Source organism: Ottowia flava, assembly GCF_008017535.1.
In the GTDB taxonomy this organism is placed as follows: domain Bacteria; phylum Pseudomonadota; class Gammaproteobacteria; order Burkholderiales; family Burkholderiaceae_C; genus Ottowia; species Ottowia flava.
Genome location: NZ_VRUA01000027.1, coordinates 1 through 17,339, shown reverse-complemented (window position 1 = coordinate 17,339; position 17,339 = coordinate 1). Strand labels below are relative to the sequence as shown.

The 17,339-nt window shown below is 66.3% G+C and carries 15 protein-coding genes; 5 read left to right on the top strand and 10 right to left on the bottom strand.

Features of this window, described 5'->3' with window-relative positions; all coding sequences use genetic code 11:
• Window positions 1-62: 62 nt before the first annotated feature.
• Together FVQ98_RS18075 and FVQ98_RS18070 are read left to right on the top strand one after the other, a co-directional pair.
• Window positions 63-1,238, top strand: a complete 1,176-nt coding sequence (locus tag FVQ98_RS18075; protein WP_147914854.1) for a ribonucleotide-diphosphate reductase subunit beta — start codon at window positions 63-65, stop codon at window positions 1,236-1,238.
• A 188-nt stretch (window positions 1,239-1,426) separates the two neighbouring features.
• A complete protein-coding gene (locus tag FVQ98_RS18070) occupies window positions 1,427-1,924 on the top strand; it encodes a histone (protein ID WP_147914853.1) in 498 nt (165 codons plus the stop codon).
• Between the two features lie 98 nt (window positions 1,925-2,022).
• Here FVQ98_RS18070 and FVQ98_RS18065 read toward each other — a convergent pair whose 3' ends face one another.
• From FVQ98_RS18065 to FVQ98_RS18035, 7 genes are all read right to left on the bottom strand, one after another.
• Window positions 2,023-2,928, bottom strand: coding sequence for a carbohydrate kinase family protein (locus tag FVQ98_RS18065; RefSeq protein WP_147914852.1), 906 nt, complete (start codon window positions 2,926-2,928; stop codon window positions 2,023-2,025).
• 58 nt (window positions 2,929-2,986) lie between these two features.
• Window positions 2,987-4,372, bottom strand: a complete 1,386-nt coding sequence (locus tag FVQ98_RS18060) for a DUF3426 domain-containing protein (RefSeq protein ID WP_147914851.1) — start codon at window positions 4,370-4,372, stop codon at window positions 2,987-2,989.
• A gap of 39 nt (window positions 4,373-4,411) precedes the next feature.
• Window positions 4,412-5,302 carry a 50S ribosomal protein L11 methyltransferase gene (gene prmA, locus FVQ98_RS18055; RefSeq protein ID WP_147914850.1) on the bottom strand — a complete coding sequence of 297 codons (891 nt, stop codon included), beginning with the start codon at window positions 5,300-5,302 and terminating at the stop codon, window positions 4,412-4,414.
• Window positions 5,303-5,379: 77 nt separating this feature from the next.
• A complete protein-coding gene (accC, locus tag FVQ98_RS18050) occupies window positions 5,380-6,738 on the bottom strand; it encodes an acetyl-CoA carboxylase biotin carboxylase subunit (RefSeq protein WP_147914849.1) in 1,359 nt (452 codons plus the stop codon).
• A 192-nt stretch (window positions 6,739-6,930) separates the two neighbouring features.
• Window positions 6,931-7,401 carry an acetyl-CoA carboxylase biotin carboxyl carrier protein gene (accB, locus tag FVQ98_RS18045; protein ID WP_147914848.1) on the bottom strand — a complete coding sequence of 157 codons (471 nt, stop codon included), beginning with the start codon at window positions 7,399-7,401 and terminating at the stop codon, window positions 6,931-6,933.
• A 153-nt stretch (window positions 7,402-7,554) separates the two neighbouring features.
• Entirely contained in the window at window positions 7,555-8,136 is a 582-nt protein-coding gene (locus FVQ98_RS18040) for a TlpA disulfide reductase family protein (protein ID WP_147914847.1), read from the bottom strand.
• Window positions 8,133-8,735 carry a hypothetical protein gene (locus FVQ98_RS18035; protein WP_147914846.1) on the bottom strand — a complete coding sequence of 201 codons (603 nt, stop codon included), beginning with the start codon at window positions 8,733-8,735 and terminating at the stop codon, window positions 8,133-8,135. Before FVQ98_RS18035 ends, FVQ98_RS18040 begins: the two co-directional genes overlap by 4 nt.
• An 83-nt stretch (window positions 8,736-8,818) precedes the next feature.
• On the opposite strand from FVQ98_RS18035, the gene FVQ98_RS18030 reads away from it, so the two are divergent.
• The 3 genes from FVQ98_RS18030 to mpl all read left to right on the top strand — a co-directional run bounded on the left by FVQ98_RS18030 (window position 8,819) and on the right by mpl (window position 13,612).
• Complete coding sequence (locus FVQ98_RS18030; protein WP_147914845.1) at window positions 8,819-10,450, top strand: long-chain fatty acid--CoA ligase; 1,632 nt, start codon at window positions 8,819-8,821, stop codon at window positions 10,448-10,450.
• A gap of 65 nt (window positions 10,451-10,515) precedes the next feature.
• On the top strand, window positions 10,516-11,925 hold the full coding sequence (locus tag FVQ98_RS18025) for an NAD(P)/FAD-dependent oxidoreductase (protein ID WP_147914844.1): 1,410 nt from the start codon (window positions 10,516-10,518) through the stop codon (window positions 11,923-11,925).
• A 187-nt stretch (window positions 11,926-12,112) separates the two neighbouring features.
• Window positions 12,113-13,612, top strand: coding sequence for a UDP-N-acetylmuramate:L-alanyl-gamma-D-glutamyl-meso-diaminopimelate ligase (gene mpl, locus FVQ98_RS18020; protein ID WP_147914843.1), 1,500 nt, complete (start codon window positions 12,113-12,115; stop codon window positions 13,610-13,612).
• A gap of 118 nt (window positions 13,613-13,730) precedes the next feature.
• On the opposite strand, the gene FVQ98_RS18015 is transcribed toward mpl, so the two are convergent.
• From FVQ98_RS18015 to tldD, 3 genes are all read right to left on the bottom strand, one after another.
• On the bottom strand, window positions 13,731-14,042 hold the full coding sequence (locus FVQ98_RS18015) for a hypothetical protein (RefSeq protein ID WP_147914842.1): 312 nt from the start codon (window positions 14,040-14,042) through the stop codon (window positions 13,731-13,733).
• A 250-nt stretch (window positions 14,043-14,292) separates the two neighbouring features.
• Window positions 14,293-15,417 (bottom strand): 3-deoxy-7-phosphoheptulonate synthase, encoded by a 1,125-nt coding sequence (locus tag FVQ98_RS18010; protein ID WP_147914841.1) that lies wholly within the window; start codon window positions 15,415-15,417, stop codon window positions 14,293-14,295.
• Between the two features lie 344 nt (window positions 15,418-15,761).
• Window positions 15,762-17,222 carry a metalloprotease TldD gene (gene tldD / locus FVQ98_RS18005; RefSeq protein WP_147914840.1) on the bottom strand — a complete coding sequence of 487 codons (1,461 nt, stop codon included), beginning with the start codon at window positions 17,220-17,222 and terminating at the stop codon, window positions 15,762-15,764.
• Window positions 17,223-17,339: the final 117 nt, after the last annotated feature.

The following is a 17,339-nucleotide window of genomic DNA, read 5'->3' as shown; positions in this document are numbered from 1 at the left end:
CAACGCGTTCGAATGCTTTGCATTTCAACGCGTTGCTCCCATAATTGGAGCACTTAATCATCATGCTGACCTGGGACGACGAACCAACGACCGCTGAACTGCAACCGCGTTTGCAGCCAGCCACCGCGATGCCGATGTCGGCGATCGCGGAAGTCGCCATGGCCAAGCCGGCTTCGGTCGCTGCGCCAAAGGCTGCAACGGCTCAAGCCGATGCGAGCCAGCGTCGCGTCAACGCTGCCGACAAGCGCATCATCAACGGCCAGACCGACGTGAATCAACTGGTGCCGTTCAAATACAAGTGGGCCTGGGAAAAGTACCTGGCCACCTGCGCCAACCACTGGATGCCGCAGGAAGTGAACATGAACCGCGACATCGCGCTGTGGAAGAGCCCCAACGGCTTGTCCGAAGACGAACGCCGCATCATCAAGCGCAACCTCGGCTTCTTCGTCACCGCCGATTCGCTGGCCGCCAACAACATCGTGCTCGGCACCTACCGCCACATCACGGCGCCCGAGTGCCGCCAATTCCTGCTGCGCCAGGCTTTTGAAGAGGCCATCCACACCCACGCCTACCAGTACATCGTCGAATCGCTGGGCCTGGACGAATCGGAAATCTTCAACGCCTACCACGAGGTCGATTCGATCCGCGCCAAGGACGAATTCCTGATCCCATTCATTGACGCGATCATGGACCCGGCCTTCACCACCGGCACGCCCGAGACCGACCAGACGCTGCTTAAAAGCCTGATTGTCTTCGCCTGCCTGATGGAAGGCCTGTTCTTCTACGTCGGCTTCACCCAGATCCTGGCGCTGGGTCGACAGAACAAGATGACGGGCGCGGCGGAGCAGTACCAGTACATCCTGCGCGACGAGTCGATGCACTGCAACTTCGGCATTGATCTGATCAACCAGATCAAGCTGGAGAACCCCCACCTCTGGACGCCGGCGTTCAAGGCCGAGATCAAGGCCTTGTTCGAAAAGGCCGTCGAGCTGGAGTACCGCTACGCCGAAGACACCATGCCGCGCGGCGTGCTCGGTCTCAATGCCTCCATGTTCAAGGGCTACCTGCGCTACATCGCCAACCGGCGTGCCACACAGATCGGCCTGGAGGCGCTGTACCCCAAAGAGGAAAACCCCTTCCCCTGGATGAGCGAGATGATCGACTTGAAGAAGGAACGCAACTTCTTCGAAACGCGCGTCATCGAGTACCAGACCGGAGGCGCCCTGTCCTGGGACTGACCACCACTGCCCACCGCCGTGTACGCCTTTCATTTGCACCCCTTGAGCGGAGTACGAACTCCAGCAGGGGCTTGCGCCCAAGTTCATGGCGTTGGCCGACGTGCCAGCGCCATGAATCGCTTTGTGTGTCCCAACAGGCACGAAGCGTTTCCTGCTGTTGAGAGTTCAACTTGATCAAGGAGAGAAAAATGGCAACTGCGAAGAAACCGGCCGCCAAGAAGGCCGTAGCAAAGAAAGCTGCACCGGCGAAGAAAGCCGTCGCGAAGAAGGCCGCTCCGGCCAAGAAGGCTGTCGCCAAGAAAGCGGCACCGGCCAAAAAGGTCGTAGCCAAGAAGGCCGCTCCGGCTAAGAAAGCTGCTGCCAAGAAAGCCGCGCCGGCCAAAAAGGTCGTAGCCAAGAAGGCCGCTCCGGCTAAGAAAGCTGCTGCCAAGAAAGCCGCGCCGGCCAAAAAGGTCGTAGCCAAGAAGGCCGCTCCCGCCAAGAAAGCCGCACCGGCCAAAAAGGTCGTAGCCAAGAAGGCCGCTCCCGCCAAGAAAGCTGCACCGGCAAAAAAGGCGGCTCCCGCCAAGAAGCCTGCGGCCAAGAAGGCTGCAGCTCCCAAGAAGCCTGCCGTGAAAAAGGCCGCTGCCCAGACGACCCTGAATCCTCAGGCGGCTTGGCCTTTCCCTACGGCCAGCAAGCCCTAAAACCTTGGAGCCGGGTCTTCGAGCCCGGCTTTCGACCACCCGCCCGGCACACCGCCGAGCGGGTTTTTTTGTGCCCCCGCCGCCGCCGCAGCCTCTGTTCAGGCCGCGGCCAACACGGCACTGTCCACCACGTAGTTCTGCGGTCCGCGCGACGCGATCTTGAGCGCGCCCAGTTGGTTGCCCAGCGCCGCACAGCGCGACAGCGACCACCTCTGCTCCAGCCCGAACAGCAGGGCTCCGCGCCAGGCATCACCACAACCCGTCGGGTCGACCACCTCGGCAGGCGTCACTGGTGCGATCAATTCCCGCTGCCCGTTCTGCCACACCTCACAGCCTTCACCTCCGAGAGTGACCACCAGGCCTTCCACGCGACGTGACAGCGCGTCCAGCCCCACGCCCATGCGGTCGCACAGCATGCGGCCCTCGTAGTCGTTGACCGTGACCCACGTGGCCAGTTCGACGAAGTGCGCCAGTTCGTTGCCATTGAACATGGGCAAGCCCTGGCCGGGGTCGAACACGAAAGGGATGCCCGCAGCATGAAACTGCTCGGCGTGCTCCAGCATGGCATCGCGACCATCTGGCGAAATAATGCCCAGGCGGATGTCGCCCCGCGCGGCGATCTGCGTGCGGTGCGCCAGCGACATGGCACCGGGGTGAAAAGCGGTGATCTGGTTGTTGGCGCGGTCGGTCATGATCATCGCCTGCGCGGTGTACGTCGCTGACTCCTGGCGCACGAACTCGGTGCTGATGCCCAGTGCACGCAGACGCGCCAGATAGTCCTCGCCATCGCTGCCTACCGCCGCCATCGGCAGTGGCACGCCGCCCAACTGACGCATGGCGTAGGCGATGTTGCCGGCGCAGCCCCCGAAATCGCGCCGCAGGCTGGGCACGAGGAACGACACGTTCAGGATGTGCAACTGCTCGGGCAGGATCTGCTGGGCAAACTGCCCCTCAAAGCCCATGATGGTGTCGAACGCCAGGGAGCCGCAGATCAGGGTGGCCATGAATATGCTATTTGAACAGGAGCTGCCTGCGCAAGACTGACTTGGGCTGCAGGCAGAATCAGGGATAAAAAGCCATCAACCGGTAACCCGTGATGGCACTCGCGTTGTCAACGCCGGCCAGCGCCAGCGCGTTCGCGCCGGCGAATTCGCCACGCGCTGCAAGCGTCGCAGGCGCATTCAGCTCGCTGGGCGCGACCACGCGCCGCACCACGGGCTGCTCCAGCGCATCGGTCAGGGTCAATTCGAGGGCCGGCGTCGCCACCGGCACCCCCGACTGGTTGCGCAGGGTGACGGTGAAACGGAACGACGATGGGCCGCTGCGGTTGAAAGCCGAGTTGTCGATGATGATCGCATCCAGATCACGGTACGGCGGCACCGAGCAGCCCAATGGCTGGCACAGCGAGACCAACGCCGGTGCCAGCGCGGGGACATGGGCTGCCAGCCAGCTGCGCCGACTGAGCCCGACTTGCAGCAACAGCGCCAGCACCAGCACCAGTGCGCCCAGGCCCAGCGTCAACCGCATCGGCGGTGAGCGCCAGAACGCGCGCCGCTCTGCCGCAGCGACGAACGATGGTGCGGGTTCGGTGGCGGCGCCATCGCGCCGCAAGGGCGGGGAGTCCGCCGAGCCACCGTCGTCCAGGCCACCCGGCCAGCGGCCCATGTCGCTCAGCACGAAGTCCACTGGGCTGCCGACCAGCGACTCGACGGGCGCGCCCGTCGGCCCGAACGGTGCGTCGGCGGCATCGTCCACTGCGGCAGGCCTGTATTTCGCGGGGTTGCCCGCAGACAGCTGAGCGTCAGCGTCCGCCATGCGCTCATTCGGCGAAAGCGGGCTCGGCCGTGTCGTGTCGTCCACCGGCGCCGGCCATGACCGCGGCGGGGCAAGGGGAGCCTCGGTCGGCATCCCGCCGCGCGCCTGCGCGCGCGCTTCGCGCCAAGCCTCGAGTTCCTGCGGCAGCGTTGGCGCAGCGGCTGGCACCGGCTCCGCGGCGCCGCGACCGTCCGCCGCTGGACGGCGCAGCAGCGTCGCCGCATCCGGAATGTCGAGCGCGGCCGCCAAGGGGTCTTGCTGCCCCGACAGGACAGCAGGGGCCGTCGCAGCCGCAAACTCAGGCGCCTGCTCTTGATTCCGCTCGACCGCCGGTGGTGGTGGTGGTGGTGGTGGTGGTGGTGGTGGTGGTGGTGGTGGTGGTGGCGGTGGTGGTGGCGGTGGCGGTGGCGGTGGCGGCGGTGGCGGCGGTGGCGGTGGTGGCGGAGGCGGTGGCACCTCCACCTGCTGCGCCTGCGCCAGGGCGCGGCTTTCCTCGTACGGAATCAGATGCGCAGAGGCGTCAAAGACGTCCTGGCAGTGCCCGCAGCGCACCCAGCCGCCGGAGATGCGCAACTGGTCCGCGACGACCTTAAACAGCGTCGAGCAGGTCGGGCAGCGCGTGATCAGGCTCATGTTGCGGCGATTGTAGGCAGCCGCGCGGCTGCCCGGCCATCATGCGGGGCGGCGTGCCACCAGCAGTACCCAGCCGTCTTCGGTGTCGGCCACCTCCAGCGCCAGGTAATCGGCGTAAGCCTGCTGCAGCTCGGCCGTCTGGCGCTCCAGCACGCCGGCCAGCACCAGCGCGCCGCCGGGCGCGACGTGAGCGCACAGCAGCGGCGCCAGCACCTTCAGCGGCGTGGCCAGGATGTTGGCCAGCACGGTGTTGTACGCGCCCTTGGCCGCGTCGGGCAGGCCGATGGCGTTCAGTGCAACGCCGTTGGCGGCGGCGTTGTCGCGCGTGGCGCCGACAGCGGCTTCGTCGATGTCGACCGCGTCCACCTCGGCCGCGCCGTGCAGCGCCGCGCCGATCGCCAGGATGCCTGAGCCACAGCCGTAGTCCAGCACGCGCTGATTCTTGGGTGGGTGGCCAGCAATCCAGCGCAGACACATGCGCGTGGTGGGGTGCGTGCCGGTGCCAAAGGCCAGGCCCGGGTCCAGGCGGATCACGGTCTCGGCGGCGGCCGGCACCTCGTGCCAGGTCGGCACGATCCAGAACGAGGAGGTGACCGGCACGGGCTCGAACTGCGACTGCGTCAGGCGCACCCAGTCCTGCTCGGGCACGGCGGCGATGGCGACGACGTCGCAGCCTTCAAAAAAGTCCTGCAGCGCCAGCAGGCGCGCGGCCTCCTCGGCGGCGACCTGCGTGGCGAACAGCGCCACCACGCGGCTGCGTGCCCAGCTTTGCGCGGGCGGCGGCATGCCGGGCTCGCCGAACAGCGCGCGCTCGGCGTCGGTGTCGGCATCGGCGTCTTCCACCGACACGCTGAGCGCGTCCAGCGCGTCCAGCGCGTCGGTGATCGGCTCGACACGGTCTTCCGGGCAGGTCAGGCGCAGTTCAAACATGGCGCTCTCGCAAGGGTTGCACTATCTTTTCAGTAGCTGGTCGCGCAATTGGCTGTAGGGCCAGCGGCCGATTTGGCTTACATCGAAGCGCGTTGACGCGCCTCCAGCCAGCGCTCCAGGTAATGGATGTTGGTGCCGCCTTCCATGAAGCGCGCGTCCATCATCAGTTCACGGTGCAGGGGCACGTTGCTTTTGATGCCTTCGATCACCGTCTCGGACAGCGCCGTCTGCATGCGCGCCAGCGCCTGCTCGCGCGTGTCGCCGTAGACGATGATCTTGCCGATCATCGAGTCGTAGTTAGGCGGCACGAAGTAGTTGGCGTACACGTGCGAATCCACACGCACGCCCGGGCCGCCCGGCGCGTGCCAGGTGGTGATGCGCCCCGGCGAGGGCGTGAAGTTGAACGGGTCTTCCGCGTTGATGCGGCATTCGATGGCGTGGCCCTTGATCTGGATCTGCCGCTGGGTGAAGGGCAGCTTCTCGCCCGCGGCCACCATGATCTGCGTGCGCACGATGTCGACGCCGGTGATCAGTTCGGTCACCGGGTGCTCCACCTGCACGCGGGTGTTCATCTCAATGAAGTAGAACTCGCCGTTCTCGTACAGAAACTCGAACGTGCCCGCGCCGCGGTAGCCGATCTTCTTGCACGCGGCCACGCAGCGGTCGCCAATGCGCTCGATCAGCCGGCGCGGAATGCCGGGCGCCGGCGCTTCTTCAATCACCTTCTGGTGGCGCCGCTGCATGGAACAGTCGCGCTCTCCCAGGTAGACGGCGTTCCGGTACTTGTCGGCCAGCACCTGAATCTCGATGTGGCGCGGGTTCTGGAGAAACTTCTCCATGTAGACCGCCGGGTTGTTGAAGGCCGCGGCGGCCTCGCCCTTGGTCATCTGCACGGCGCCGATCAGCGCGGCTTCGGTGTGCACCACGCGCATGCCGCGCCCGCCGCCGCCGCCCGCCGCCTTGATGATGACGGGGTAGCCGATCGACTTGGCGATCTTGCGGATGGCGGCCGGGTCTTCCGGCAGTTCGCCGTCCGAGCCGGGCACGCAAGGCACGCCGGCCTTGATCATCGCCTGCTTGGCCGACACCTTGTCGCCCATGATGCGGATCGACTCGGGCGTGGGGCCGATGAACTGGAAGCCGCTTTTCTCCACCCGTTCGGCAAAGGACGCGTTCTCGCTCAGGAAACCGTAGCCCGGGTGGATCGCTTCGGCGTCCGTCACCTCGGCGGCCGAGATGATGGCCGGCATGTTGAGGTAGCTCTGCGCCGACGGCGCTGGGCCGATGCACACGGCTTCATCGGCCAGGCGCACGTACTTGGCGTCCTTGTCGGCCTCGGAATAGACCATCACGGCCTTGATGCCCAGCTCGCGGCAGGCGCGCTGCACGCGCAGCGCGATCTCGCCGCGGTTGGCCACGAGGATTTTCTTAAACATGGGATCTCCCGCGCCTCATCGCCCGCCCACGAGCAGTTCGCACGCCAAGGGCGCGCCGCACCGGGTCGCACCTGAGCGACCGGCGACAAGGACTGAATGGAACATGGAAGCTGGACAGGCGCCGCGCTCACCGCAAGCCGGAGCGCGCCCGGAAAGCCGGACGCCGGGCGGAATGGTGCGCGCGCCGTCCACTTACTCGATCACGAACAGCGGCTGGCCGTACTCCACGGCCTGGCCGTTCTCGCCCAGGATCTGGGTCACGGTGCCGGTCTTTTCGGCTTCGATCTCATTGAGGATCTTCATCGCCTCGATAATGCAGAGCGTGTCGCCCTCCTTCACCTGGGCGCCCACTTCCACGAAGGCCTTCGCCCCCGGGCTGGCCGAGCGGTAGAAGGTGCCGACCATCGGCGACTTGACGACGAAGCCGGTCGCGGTCGGTGCCGCCGCGCCAGCGGCGGCGTCTGTCGGCGCCGCGGCTGCGGGGGCGGGTGCAGCGGCCACGGGGGCTGCCATCGGTGCGGCCACTGGGGCGTAAACCGCCTGAATCGGTGCCTGCCCTGCCTTGACAATACGCACCTTGCCTTCGGCTTCGGTGATCTCGAGCTCCGACACATTCGATTCGGAGACCAGGTCAATCAGGGTCTTGAGTTTGCGCAGGTCCATGCAACTGCCTGTAATTGGGAAATCGTGCGAATTTAACTCAATTTCGCCCTATTTCTGATAATTTGGTTTCAATTTCGGCGATCGAGCGTCGGAATCCACCTGCATTCTGGCCGCACGGCGGCGCCACACATCACGTACACCGCCCAACTGAATCTAGCCCTTCCAGCGCGCCAGCTCTGCCGCGTCCAGTTGACCGATCTTGCGTTGCCGAACGCGCCCATCGGCATCGAACAGCACTGAAAACGGCAGTGCACCGACGTTATTGCCCAGCGTTCGGCTCAACTCCGTGCCTTCGAGACCGGCCAGGGCGACCGGGAAGCTGACCGGTGTGCGAGCCAGAAACTGCGTCACCGGCGCGGCCTTGTCCACAGCCAATCCCAGCAGATGCCAGCCGTTGGCCTTGTTTTCGTTGTAGAAGGCGCTGAGCAGCGGCAACTCTTCCACGCAGGGCGGGCACCAGGTGGCCCAGAAATTCACCAGCAAGCGCTGGCCGCGCAGGCTGCTGAGCGCCAGCGTGCCGCCGTCGGGCGTGGGGAAGCTGCGGCCCCAGAAATCGGACAGATCGCCCTCGATCTCGCCCGGCGTGAAGCGCTTGAGCGCCAAGCCCGCTCCGGCGGCCGCCGCGGCCACGCCGACCGCGGCGAGCGCCCAGCGCCGCGTCCTGGCGCTCGGGCCGGTCGCCGGTGGGGGGGCGGGTGCGCCCGCTGATTCGGGCGAAAGCTTCGGGGCGGTCATGGCGCGGAGGGCTCCTCTTGGTCCATGCGACGCTGCAGCGCGCGCGCGTCGCCGCGCGGGGCGCGGCCGTTGCTGCCGGGCTTGAGGGCGCCGCGCAGCTCGTCGTGGTCGTGGATCATCAGGTGCACGCCGATGGTTTCGCCCAGTTCGGCGCTCTGGCTGGAAAAGCTGAGCGCCTCGACCGTGTTGCCGTTGAAGCCCGTGATCGAGCGCGCTTCGTAGTCCACGCGGTTGTCGATCAGCGCAATCTCGGCCGACTTGGGGTCATCGCAGAACAATTGCAGGTAAATGTCGGACAGCCGCGTGGCCGTGCCGTTCCAGACCGCACCCGCGATGTGCGGGCGGAACTCGGTCAGGCGCTCCATCCAGGTCAGCGCCAGACGGCGCAGCGCGGCCAGCTCGGCCGGTTGGGTGTCGCCGTGAAACAGCGCCAGGTAGGCGCGCACCTCGGTTTCCATCAGGTCGTTGTCGGGAAGGGCGGTGCGCGGCGGCAAGCCAAGGCTTTTCTGCGCGCGGCGCTTGGCAGCGCCGTAGTCCAGCCCTTCCTCCACCACCAGACGCGCCGCGTGCGCAGCGATCTCGTGCGTCAGGGTTTCCATGCATGCCATTGTGCCCGCTCGTCCCCACGACCTGCCGTACAGTGAACCAAAGCCCTACGGGCTAGCCAAGGAGACATGAAGGTATGCAGACGACGATGATGGACGTGCCGCTTTCGCTCAACCATTTGCTGGAGCGCGCGGGTCAACTCTTCAAGCGCGGCGAGATCGTCTCGCGCCTGCCGGACAAATCGCTCAAGCGCCACAGCTACGGCGATTTTTACCGTCGAACACGGTCTCTGGCCAGTGCCTTTCAGCGCAAGCAGCTACAAAAAGGCGAGCGCGTCGCCACCCTGTGCTGGAACCACCACGCCCACCTGGAAGCGTATTTCGGCATCCCCGCGGCAGGCGGCGTGATGCACACGCTCAACCTGCGCCTCTCGCCCGACGAGATCGGCTGGATCGCCGCCGACGCGAGCGACCGCTTCCTGATCGTTGACGACGTGCTGCTGCCGCTGTACGAGAAGTTCAAGCACCTGCACGCCTTTGAAGAAGTGTTCGTCGTGCCTTTCTCCGGCGCGCCGGTGCCCGCGGGCTACACCGACTACGAGGCGCTGCTGGCCTCGGGCGATCCGGACGGCTTCCGCTATGCCCCGCACGACGAGCACGACCCGGTGGCCATGTGCTACACCTCCGGCACCACCGGGCGGCCCAAGGGCGTGGCTTACTCGCACCGCTCGACCGTGCTGCACACGCTGGTGGCCAGCCTGGCCGATTTCTGGTGCCTGCGCGGGCGCGACGTGGTGCTGCCGGTCACGCCCATGTTTCACGCCAACAGCTGGGGCATGCCCTACGGCGCCGTGATGATGGGCGCCAAGCTGGTGTTTCCCGGCCCGCACCTGCACCCGGACGACCTGCTCGATTTGATGCAGCAGGAGCCGCCCACGCTCGCGCTCGGTGTGCCCACCATCTGGCTCAGCCTGATCCAGACCTACGAAGCCTCGCTCAAGCCCGATTCGCCCAACCACGGCCGCTGGAAGCTGCCGCAGGGCATGCGCTCGCTGGTGGGGGGCGCAGCCGTGCCCGAATCGCTGATCCGCGCCTTCGACCGCCACGGCGTATGGATTTTGCAGGGCTGGGGCATGACCGAAACCTCGCCGCTGGCCACCGTGTCGTACACCAAATCAGAGCTGGTGGGCGCGTCCGACGACGAGCGCTACCGCCGTGCCGCCATGGCCGGCGTGCCTGCGCCGCTGGTCGATCTGCGCACGCGCGGCGACGACGGGCAGGACCAGCCCTGGGACGGCACCAGCGTGGGCGAAGTGCAGGTGCGCGGGCCGTTCATCACCGGCGGCTATTTCAACGTGGGCTCGCCCGAAGACAAGTTCACCGCCGACGGCTGGCTGCGCACCGGCGACGTGGCCAGCGTAGATGAATTGGGCTTCGTGCGCATCAGCGACCGCACCAAAGACTTGATCAAGTCGGGCGGCGAATGGATCAGCTCGGTCGACCTCGAAAACGCCCTCATGGCGCACCCGGCTGTGGCCGAGGCCGCCGTCATCGCCATTCCCGACGCCAAATGGGGCGAACGCCCGCTGGCCTGCGTGGCCTTCAAGCCCGGCGAAAGCGCCGAGACCGAGGCGCTCAACGCCCTGCTCACTGACAAGGGCTTTGCCAAATGGCAACTGCCCGAGCGCTATGAAACCATCGACGCTGTCCCACGCACTTCCACCGGCAAGTTCTATAAGCTGAAGCTGCGCGAGCAGTTTCCGCAGTAAGGCCTCAGACCGGCCCACCCCGGGCGGTCGGACACACGCGGTGCTCGCGCGCAGGCGAGCACGCGATGAACGACTCCACCGCCCCCACGACCCCACCGCTGCCTTCGGGCGAACGGCTGCCGGTGCCGGTACGCCCGCCCGGTGCGCCGCACCAGGTGGTCATCGTCGGCGGCGGCGCCGGCGGCTTGGAGCTGGCCACGCGCCTGGGCGACACACTGGGCCAACGCGGGCGCGTGGCTGTCACGCTGGTCGACCGCGCCCGCACGCACGTCTGGAAGCCCAAGCTGCACGAAATCGCCGCCGGCAGCATGAACATGGACGCGCACGAGCTGGACTACCTGGCCCAGGCGCACTGGCACCACTTTGAATACCGCACCGGCCAGATGGTCGGGCTGGACCGCACCCGGCGCGAAGTGCTGCTGGCGCCGCTGGTGGACGACGAAGGTCAGCGCGTGATTGACGCGCGCCGCGTGCCCTACGACACCCTGGTCATGGCCGTGGGCAGCCTGACCAACGACTTCGGCACGCCCGGCGTGGCCGAGCACGCCATCAAGCTGGAAACCGCTGCCGACGCCCGGCGCTTCAACCAGCGACTGATCAACGCCGCCCTGCGTGCCCATTCCCGCGCCGACCACGATACGGACGGCGACGGCGTGTCCGACACCCCGCGCCACCTGCGCGTGGCCATCATCGGCGCCGGCGCCACCGGGGTCGAGCTGGCGGCCGAGCTGCACCACACGCTGCGCGAACTGGTGTCTTACGGCCTGCAGCGCATCCAGGTCGACCGCGATTTGCGCATCGATTTGATTGAAGCGGCCGACCGCATCCTGCCCGGCCTGCCGCCGCGCCTGTCCACCGCGGCCGAAGAGCTGCTGCGCAACCTGGGCGTGCAGGTGCACACCAGCGCGCGCGTGGCCGCCGTGGAGCCGCAAAGCGTCGTGCTGGCCGACGGCCGCCGGATCGATGCCGATCTGATTGTCTGGGCCGCCGGCGTGCAGGCGCCCGCCTTTCTGGCCGAGCTGGACGGGCTGGAAACCAACCGCATCCACCAGCTGGTGGTGAACGCCACGCTGCAAACCACGCGCGACAACCACGTTTTTGCCCTGGGCGACTGCGCCGCCTGCCCCTGGCTGGGCACCGACAAACTGGTGCCGCCGCGCGCCCAGGCCGCGCACCAGCAGGCCAGCTTCATGCTCGGCCAGCTGCGCCGCCGCCTGGCCGGCGAGCCGCTGCGCGAATTCCGCTACCGCGACTTCGGCTCGCTCGTCTCACTGGGCGACTACAGCACCGTCGGCAGCCTGATGGGCGCGCTGGTCGGCGGCAACATGGTGTTCGAAGGCCTGTTCGCCAAGCTCATGTACAAGTCCTTGTACAAGCAGCACGAGCTCGCCCTGCACGGCTGGCCCAAGGTTGCGCTTGACACCATCGCCCGCGCCATCACGCGGCGCACCGAGCCGCACGTCAAGCTGCATTGAGGGGCGCACCGAGTGGTGCCGCCTGCATAAGCGCCCCGGCCCACCGCGTGATCTAGGCGTGACCGGCTGTGGTCACCGGCCACCGATTTCGCTATCGGATTGAAAGCTGCTTGCGCAGACCCGGCGCAGGCTGCAGGCCGAAAAGGCTTGAAAAGTTGACGCTGCGCTGGGCCTACAATCACCGCCTATGCACATTCACATTCTGGGCATTTGTGGCACCTTCATGGGCGGCGTGGCCGCCTTGGCGCGCGAAGCGGGCCACCGCGTGACCGGCTGCGACGCGGGCGTGTACCCGCCGATGAGCGACCAACTGCGCGCACTGGGCATTGAGCTGATCGAAGGCTACGGCGCCGACCAGTTGGCGCTGAAGCCCGACATGTTCGTGGTCGGCAACGTGGTCAGCCGCGCACACCTGCCGGACGGCACGCCCAAGTACCCGTTGATGGAGGCGATCCTGGACGCTGGCGCGCCCTACACCAGCGGCCCGCAATGGCTGGCCGAACACCTGCTGCAAGGCCGCCACGTGCTGGCCGTGGCCGGCACGCACGGCAAGACCACCACCACATCGATGCTGGCCTGGGTGTTGGAAAGCGCCGGCCTCCAGCCAGGCTTTCTGGTGGGAGGCGTGCCGCTGAACTTCGGGATTTCGGCGCGCATTGGTGGTGATTCGCCCGCCACCGAGCCGCCGCCGGGCCGCTCCCAAGGCGGCGAGCAGACCCCTCGGGGGGCAGCGCAGCAGGCGCAGCCGCGCAGCGTGAGGGCCTGTTTCGTCATAGAAGCGGACGAGTACGACACTGCCTTCTTCGACAAGCGCAGCAAGTTCGTCCACTACCGCCCGCGCACGGCGGTGCTGAACAACCTGGAGTTCGACCACGCCGACATCTTTGACGACCTGGCCGCGATCGAGCGCCAGTTCCATCACCTGGTGCGCACGGTGCCCCCCAGCGGCCGCGTGGTCGTCAACGACCTGGAAGAAAGCCTGACGCGCGTGCTGGCGCAAGGTTGCTGGAGCGAGCGGCGCGGCTTTGGCAGCGCCGTCAGCGACTTCAGCGCGCATGGCGAACCGAGCGACTTTGAAGTGCGCCTGCGCGACGTGCCCGTGGGCCGCGTGAGCTGGTCGCTGTCGGGCACGCACAACCAGTTGAACGCGCTGGCCGCCATCGCCGCGGCCGAGCACGTCGGCGTGCCGCCCGCTGTGGCCTGCGCCGCGCTGGGCAGCTTCCAAAACGTGCGCCGCCGCATGGAAGTGCGCGGCAGCGTGGCGCGTGCAGGCGGCGCCATCACCGTGTACGACGATTTCGCGCACCACCCCACGGCCATCCGCACCACGGTCGATGGGCTGCGCCGCCAGCTGGACGCAGCGGGCAAGCAAAGTGAGCGCATCCTCGCCATCTTTGAGCCGCGCAGCAACACCATGAAGCTGGGCACCATGAAAAGCCAGCTGCCGTGGTCGCTGGAACAGGCCGATCTGGCCTTCTGCCACAGCGGTGGCCTGGACTGGGACGTCACCACCGCGCTGGCGCCGATGGGCGAACGCGCCCAGGTCGCACCCGACATCGACACGCTGCTGCGCCAGGTGCTGGCCGCCGCGCGCCCGGGCGACCACCTGCTGTGCATGAGCAACGGCGGCTTTGGGGGCGTTCACGGCAAGTTGCTGGACGCGCTGAAGTCGCCCGCGGCGGCCTGAATCCGCCGGCCACGACGGGCCGCCTTCAAGCCCTTAGGCCCAGGTTGATCGCTATGAATTCAGTAGCTGGTCGCGCAATCTGCTCTATGGCCAGCGGCGCTTTTTCCTCAAAAATCGCTCAGTACGACACCGTCATCGCCCGCAGGTCGATCGACACCACCGGACGCGCCAGTGCGGCGCTGGCGGCGCGGGCAAAGTCGGTGCCCCAAGCCGTGTCGTTCAGCTTGGTGGCACCCGCGTCGCGCGCCACCACCAACACCTTGTCGGCCAACAGCAGTTTGCCGGTGGGGCGCAGCGGCTCGCTGCCCAGCGCGACGAATTGGGCGTCGAGCCAATCGCGGGCTTGTTCCTGGGTCATGGGCGACTGGTGGTCCAGCGCAAAAGTCCATTCCTGGCGTTCGTCCTGGATAACGCGCACTTCACTTTGCATGGTGATCTCTCTTCATGAGGCGGAGGTGCCGCGACTGTAGCCGATGCGCGCCACCGTGTGGGGGCGGCGCAGGAAAACATGAGAAGAATCGGCCTCCGCCCCTAGAACCACCTGCGCTGCCAGCTTCTCTATTCATAGCATTCGAGCGCAGGAAAAGCGCACCGTCGGTGGTGCGCGCGTGGCGAAGGTCCACTTTGGCGCAGCAAGGGCGTATCCACGACGCCCCTGGCACAGCGCGGGCGCCGCGGCTTCAGCGGCGCTGACGGCGTGTGCGCACCGCCTCGTCCAGCACCTGCAACAGCTCCAGCGAGCCGTCCCAGCCCAGGCAGGCGTCGGTGATGCTCTTGCCGTATTCCAGCGCGCCGACGTCGTCCTTGCCTGGCGTGAATTTCTGGGCGCCTGCGTGGATGTGGCTTTCCACCATCACGCCGAAGATCTGGTGCGAGCCACCGGCCACCTGCGCGGCCACGTCGCGCGCCACGTCCAGCTGCTTTTCGTGCTGTTTCAGGCTGTTGGCGTGGCTGCAATCGACCATCAGCGTGGCGGGCAGCTTGGCGGCGCTCAGGTCCTTGCAGGCCGCGCCCACGCTTTCGGCGTCGTAATTGGGCGCCTTGCCGCCACGCAGGATGACGTGGCAGTCCTTGTTGCCGTCGGTGTGCACGATGGAGACCTGCCCGTTCTTGTGCACCGACAGGAAGTGGTGCCCGCGCGCGGCCGCCTGGATCGCGTCGGTGGCGATGCGGATGTTGCCGTCGGTGCCGTTCTTGAAGCCGATCGGTGCCGACAGGCCGCTGGCCAGTTCGCGGTGGACCTGGCTTTCGGTGGTGCGCGCGCCGATGGCGCCCCAGCTGATCAGATCGGCAATGTACTGCGGCGAGATCACGTCCAGGAATTCGCTGCCCGCCGGCAGACCGATGCGGTTGATGTCGATCAGCAGCTGGCGCGCAATGCGCAGGCCTTCGTCGATGCGGTAGCTTTCGTCTAGATACGGATCGTTGATCAGGCCCTTCCAGCCGACGGTGGTGCGGGGCTTTTCGAAGTAGACGCGCATCACCACTTCCAGCGTGTCGGCGTATTGGTCGCGCAAGGGCTTCAGACGGCGCGCGTAGTCCAGCGCGGCTTCGGGGTCGTGGATCGAGCACGGGCCGATGATGACCAGCAGGCGGTCGTCCTTGCCGTTGAGGATCTTGCGGATCGATTTGCGGGTGCTGGAAATCAGCGATTCCACGGGTGTTCCGCGGATGGGGAAGAAGCGGATCAGGTGGTCTGGCGGGGGAAGCACGGTGATGTCCTTGATGCGCTCGTCGTCGGTCTGGCTGGTGCGCTCGGGTGTCGAGGGGCGGATATCCATGTCTTGCACAGCTTTGGCGTTCATCGGGGGTCTTCCTTCATTGACTCGGTTGGGCGCGGGTTTGCGCGGGTCGGGCACAAAAAAACCGCCGGGCTTTCGCTGCGGCGGTTTTGTCGGGAGGTCGCTGTTCGCTGTGCTTACACCTGGGCCTCTCGTCCGCCTGGGACCGAGAACCAAAAGTAAAAACCGAAAGCGATGCGCTTGTTCATGACCCAGTGACTGTAGCACACACGGCATAGGCCGCGTGTGACGGGTCGAGCGCGGCACCAGCCCAAGTCGCTTTTGCTATATTGTTCATAGCTGCCTGCGCAAGTGGTTGTAGGGCCAGCGATGCATTCTTCATCAATCGCTCGCTCGATACCTATCAGTCAGGCTGTGCCGCCCACCGTCAGGCCATCGATGCGCAAGGTCGGCTGGCCGACGCCCACGGGCACACTCTGGCCTTCCTTGCCGCAAGTGCCCACGCCCGAATCCAGCGCCATGTCGTTGCCGATCATGCTGATCTTCTTGAGCGATTCGGGGCCGCTGCCGACGATGGTCGCGCCCTTGACGGGGTACTGGATCTTGCCGTTTTCCACCCAATAGGCTTCGCTGGCCGAGAAGACGAACTTGCCGCTGGTGATGTCGACCTGGCCGCCACCGAAGTTGGTGGCGTACAAGCCCTTCTTGATGCTGGCCACGATCTCGCGCGGGTCGCGGTCACCGCCCAACATATAAGTGTTGGTCATGCGCGGCATGGGAATGTGGGCGTAGCTTTCGCGCCGGCCGTTGCCGGTCGGTTTGACGCCCATCAGGCGCGCGTTCATGGCGTCCTGAATGTAGCCCTTCAGGATGCCGTCTTCGATCAGCACGTTCTTTTGCGTGGCGTGGCCTTCGTCGTCCACGTTCAGGCTGCCGCGGCGGTCGGTGATGGTGCCATCATCCAGCACGGTGACGCCCTTGGCGGCCACGCGCTGACCAATGCGACCGGTGAACGCGCTGGAGCCCTTCCGGTTGAAGTCGCCTTCCAGCCCGTGGCCCACGGCTTCGTGCAAGAGCACGCCCGGCCAACCTGGGCCAAGCACCACGGTCATTTCGCCTGCGGGCGCAGGGCGGGATTCCAGATTGGTGAGGGCGGCCGACACGGCTTCGTCGACATAGCGGCCGAGCAGCGCATCATCGAAGTACGCCAAGCCGAAGCGGCCACCGCCGCCGTAGGAGCCGATCTCGCGCCGGCCGTTCTGCTCGGCAATCACGGTGACCGACACGCGCACCAGCGGGCGCACGTCGGCGGCCAGCGTCCCGTCCAGACGGGCGACCAACACCACGTCGTATTCGCTCGCTAAGCCTGCCATGACTTGCACCACACGCGGATCCTTGGCGCGCGCGAGCTTCTCCACACGCTCCAGCAGCTGCACCTTGGCCGTGCTGTCGAGCGTGCCGATAGGATCCAGACCGGGATAGAGCTTGCGCCCGCGCGCGAGCTGACGCTTGGGCACCTTGACGCGTCCGGCTTGTGCGGCGCTGCTGATGGCGCGCACGGTTTGCGCGGCATCGGTCAGCGAAGCAAGGGAAATATCGTCGGAATAGGCGAAAGCGGTCTTCTCGCCGGCCACTGCTCGCACCCCCACGCCCTGGTCGATAGAGAAGCTACCGGTCTTGACGATGCCTTCTTCCAGGCTCCAGCCTTCGGCACGCGTGTACTGAAAGTACAGGTCGGCGTCATCGACACGGTGCTGTGCGATAACACCCAAGGTTTTGGCCAAATCGGCTTCGCTCAAGCCGAACGGCGTCAACAGCAGGTCGCTCGCGGTTTGCAGGCGCTCAATTGTGGGTTCTCTAGAGATCATGGGGTGATTTTAGTGGTCTGCACGCAAGGCTGCTGCATCGGACCAAATAGCGGTAACGCCGAACGCTCGCTTGATTGATTGGAGGTCATTTTCGAGAGTCCAAAGCAAAACGCCCAG

What these genes read in the sequence shown, in the direction of transcription:
- FVQ98_RS18075 (WP_147914854.1), top strand. Translation starts at nt 63, where the DNA reads ATGCTGACCTGGGACGACGAACCAACGACCGCTGAACTGCAACCGCGT.
- FVQ98_RS18070 (WP_147914853.1), top strand. Translation starts at nt 1,427, where the DNA reads ATGGCAACTGCGAAGAAACCGGCCGCCAAGAAGGCCGTAGCAAAGAAA.
- FVQ98_RS18065 (WP_147914852.1), bottom strand. Translation starts at nt 2,928, where the DNA reads ATGGCCACCCTGATCTGCGGCTCCCTGGCGTTCGACACCATCATGGGC.
- FVQ98_RS18060 (WP_147914851.1), bottom strand. Translation starts at nt 4,372, where the DNA reads ATGAGCCTGATCACGCGCTGCCCGACCTGCTCGACGCTGTTTAAGGTC.
- prmA (WP_147914850.1), bottom strand. Translation starts at nt 5,302, where the DNA reads ATGTTTGAACTGCGCCTGACCTGCCCGGAAGACCGTGTCGAGCCGATC.
- accC (WP_147914849.1), bottom strand. Translation starts at nt 6,738, where the DNA reads ATGTTTAAGAAAATCCTCGTGGCCAACCGCGGCGAGATCGCGCTGCGC.
- accB (WP_147914848.1), bottom strand. Translation starts at nt 7,401, where the DNA reads ATGGACCTGCGCAAACTCAAGACCCTGATTGACCTGGTCTCCGAATCG.
- FVQ98_RS18040 (WP_147914847.1), bottom strand. Translation starts at nt 8,136, where the DNA reads ATGACCGCCCCGAAGCTTTCGCCCGAATCAGCGGGCGCACCCGCCCCC.
- FVQ98_RS18035 (WP_147914846.1), bottom strand. Translation starts at nt 8,735, where the DNA reads ATGGAAACCCTGACGCACGAGATCGCTGCGCACGCGGCGCGTCTGGTG.
- FVQ98_RS18030 (WP_147914845.1), top strand. Translation starts at nt 8,819, where the DNA reads ATGCAGACGACGATGATGGACGTGCCGCTTTCGCTCAACCATTTGCTG.
- FVQ98_RS18025 (WP_147914844.1), top strand. Translation starts at nt 10,516, where the DNA reads ATGAACGACTCCACCGCCCCCACGACCCCACCGCTGCCTTCGGGCGAA.
- mpl (WP_147914843.1), top strand. Translation starts at nt 12,113, where the DNA reads ATGCACATTCACATTCTGGGCATTTGTGGCACCTTCATGGGCGGCGTG.
- FVQ98_RS18015 (WP_147914842.1), bottom strand. Translation starts at nt 14,042, where the DNA reads ATGCAAAGTGAAGTGCGCGTTATCCAGGACGAACGCCAGGAATGGACT.
- FVQ98_RS18010 (WP_147914841.1), bottom strand. Translation starts at nt 15,417, where the DNA reads ATGAACGCCAAAGCTGTGCAAGACATGGATATCCGCCCCTCGACACCC.
- tldD (WP_147914840.1), bottom strand. Translation starts at nt 17,222, where the DNA reads ATGATCTCTAGAGAACCCACAATTGAGCGCCTGCAAACCGCGAGCGAC.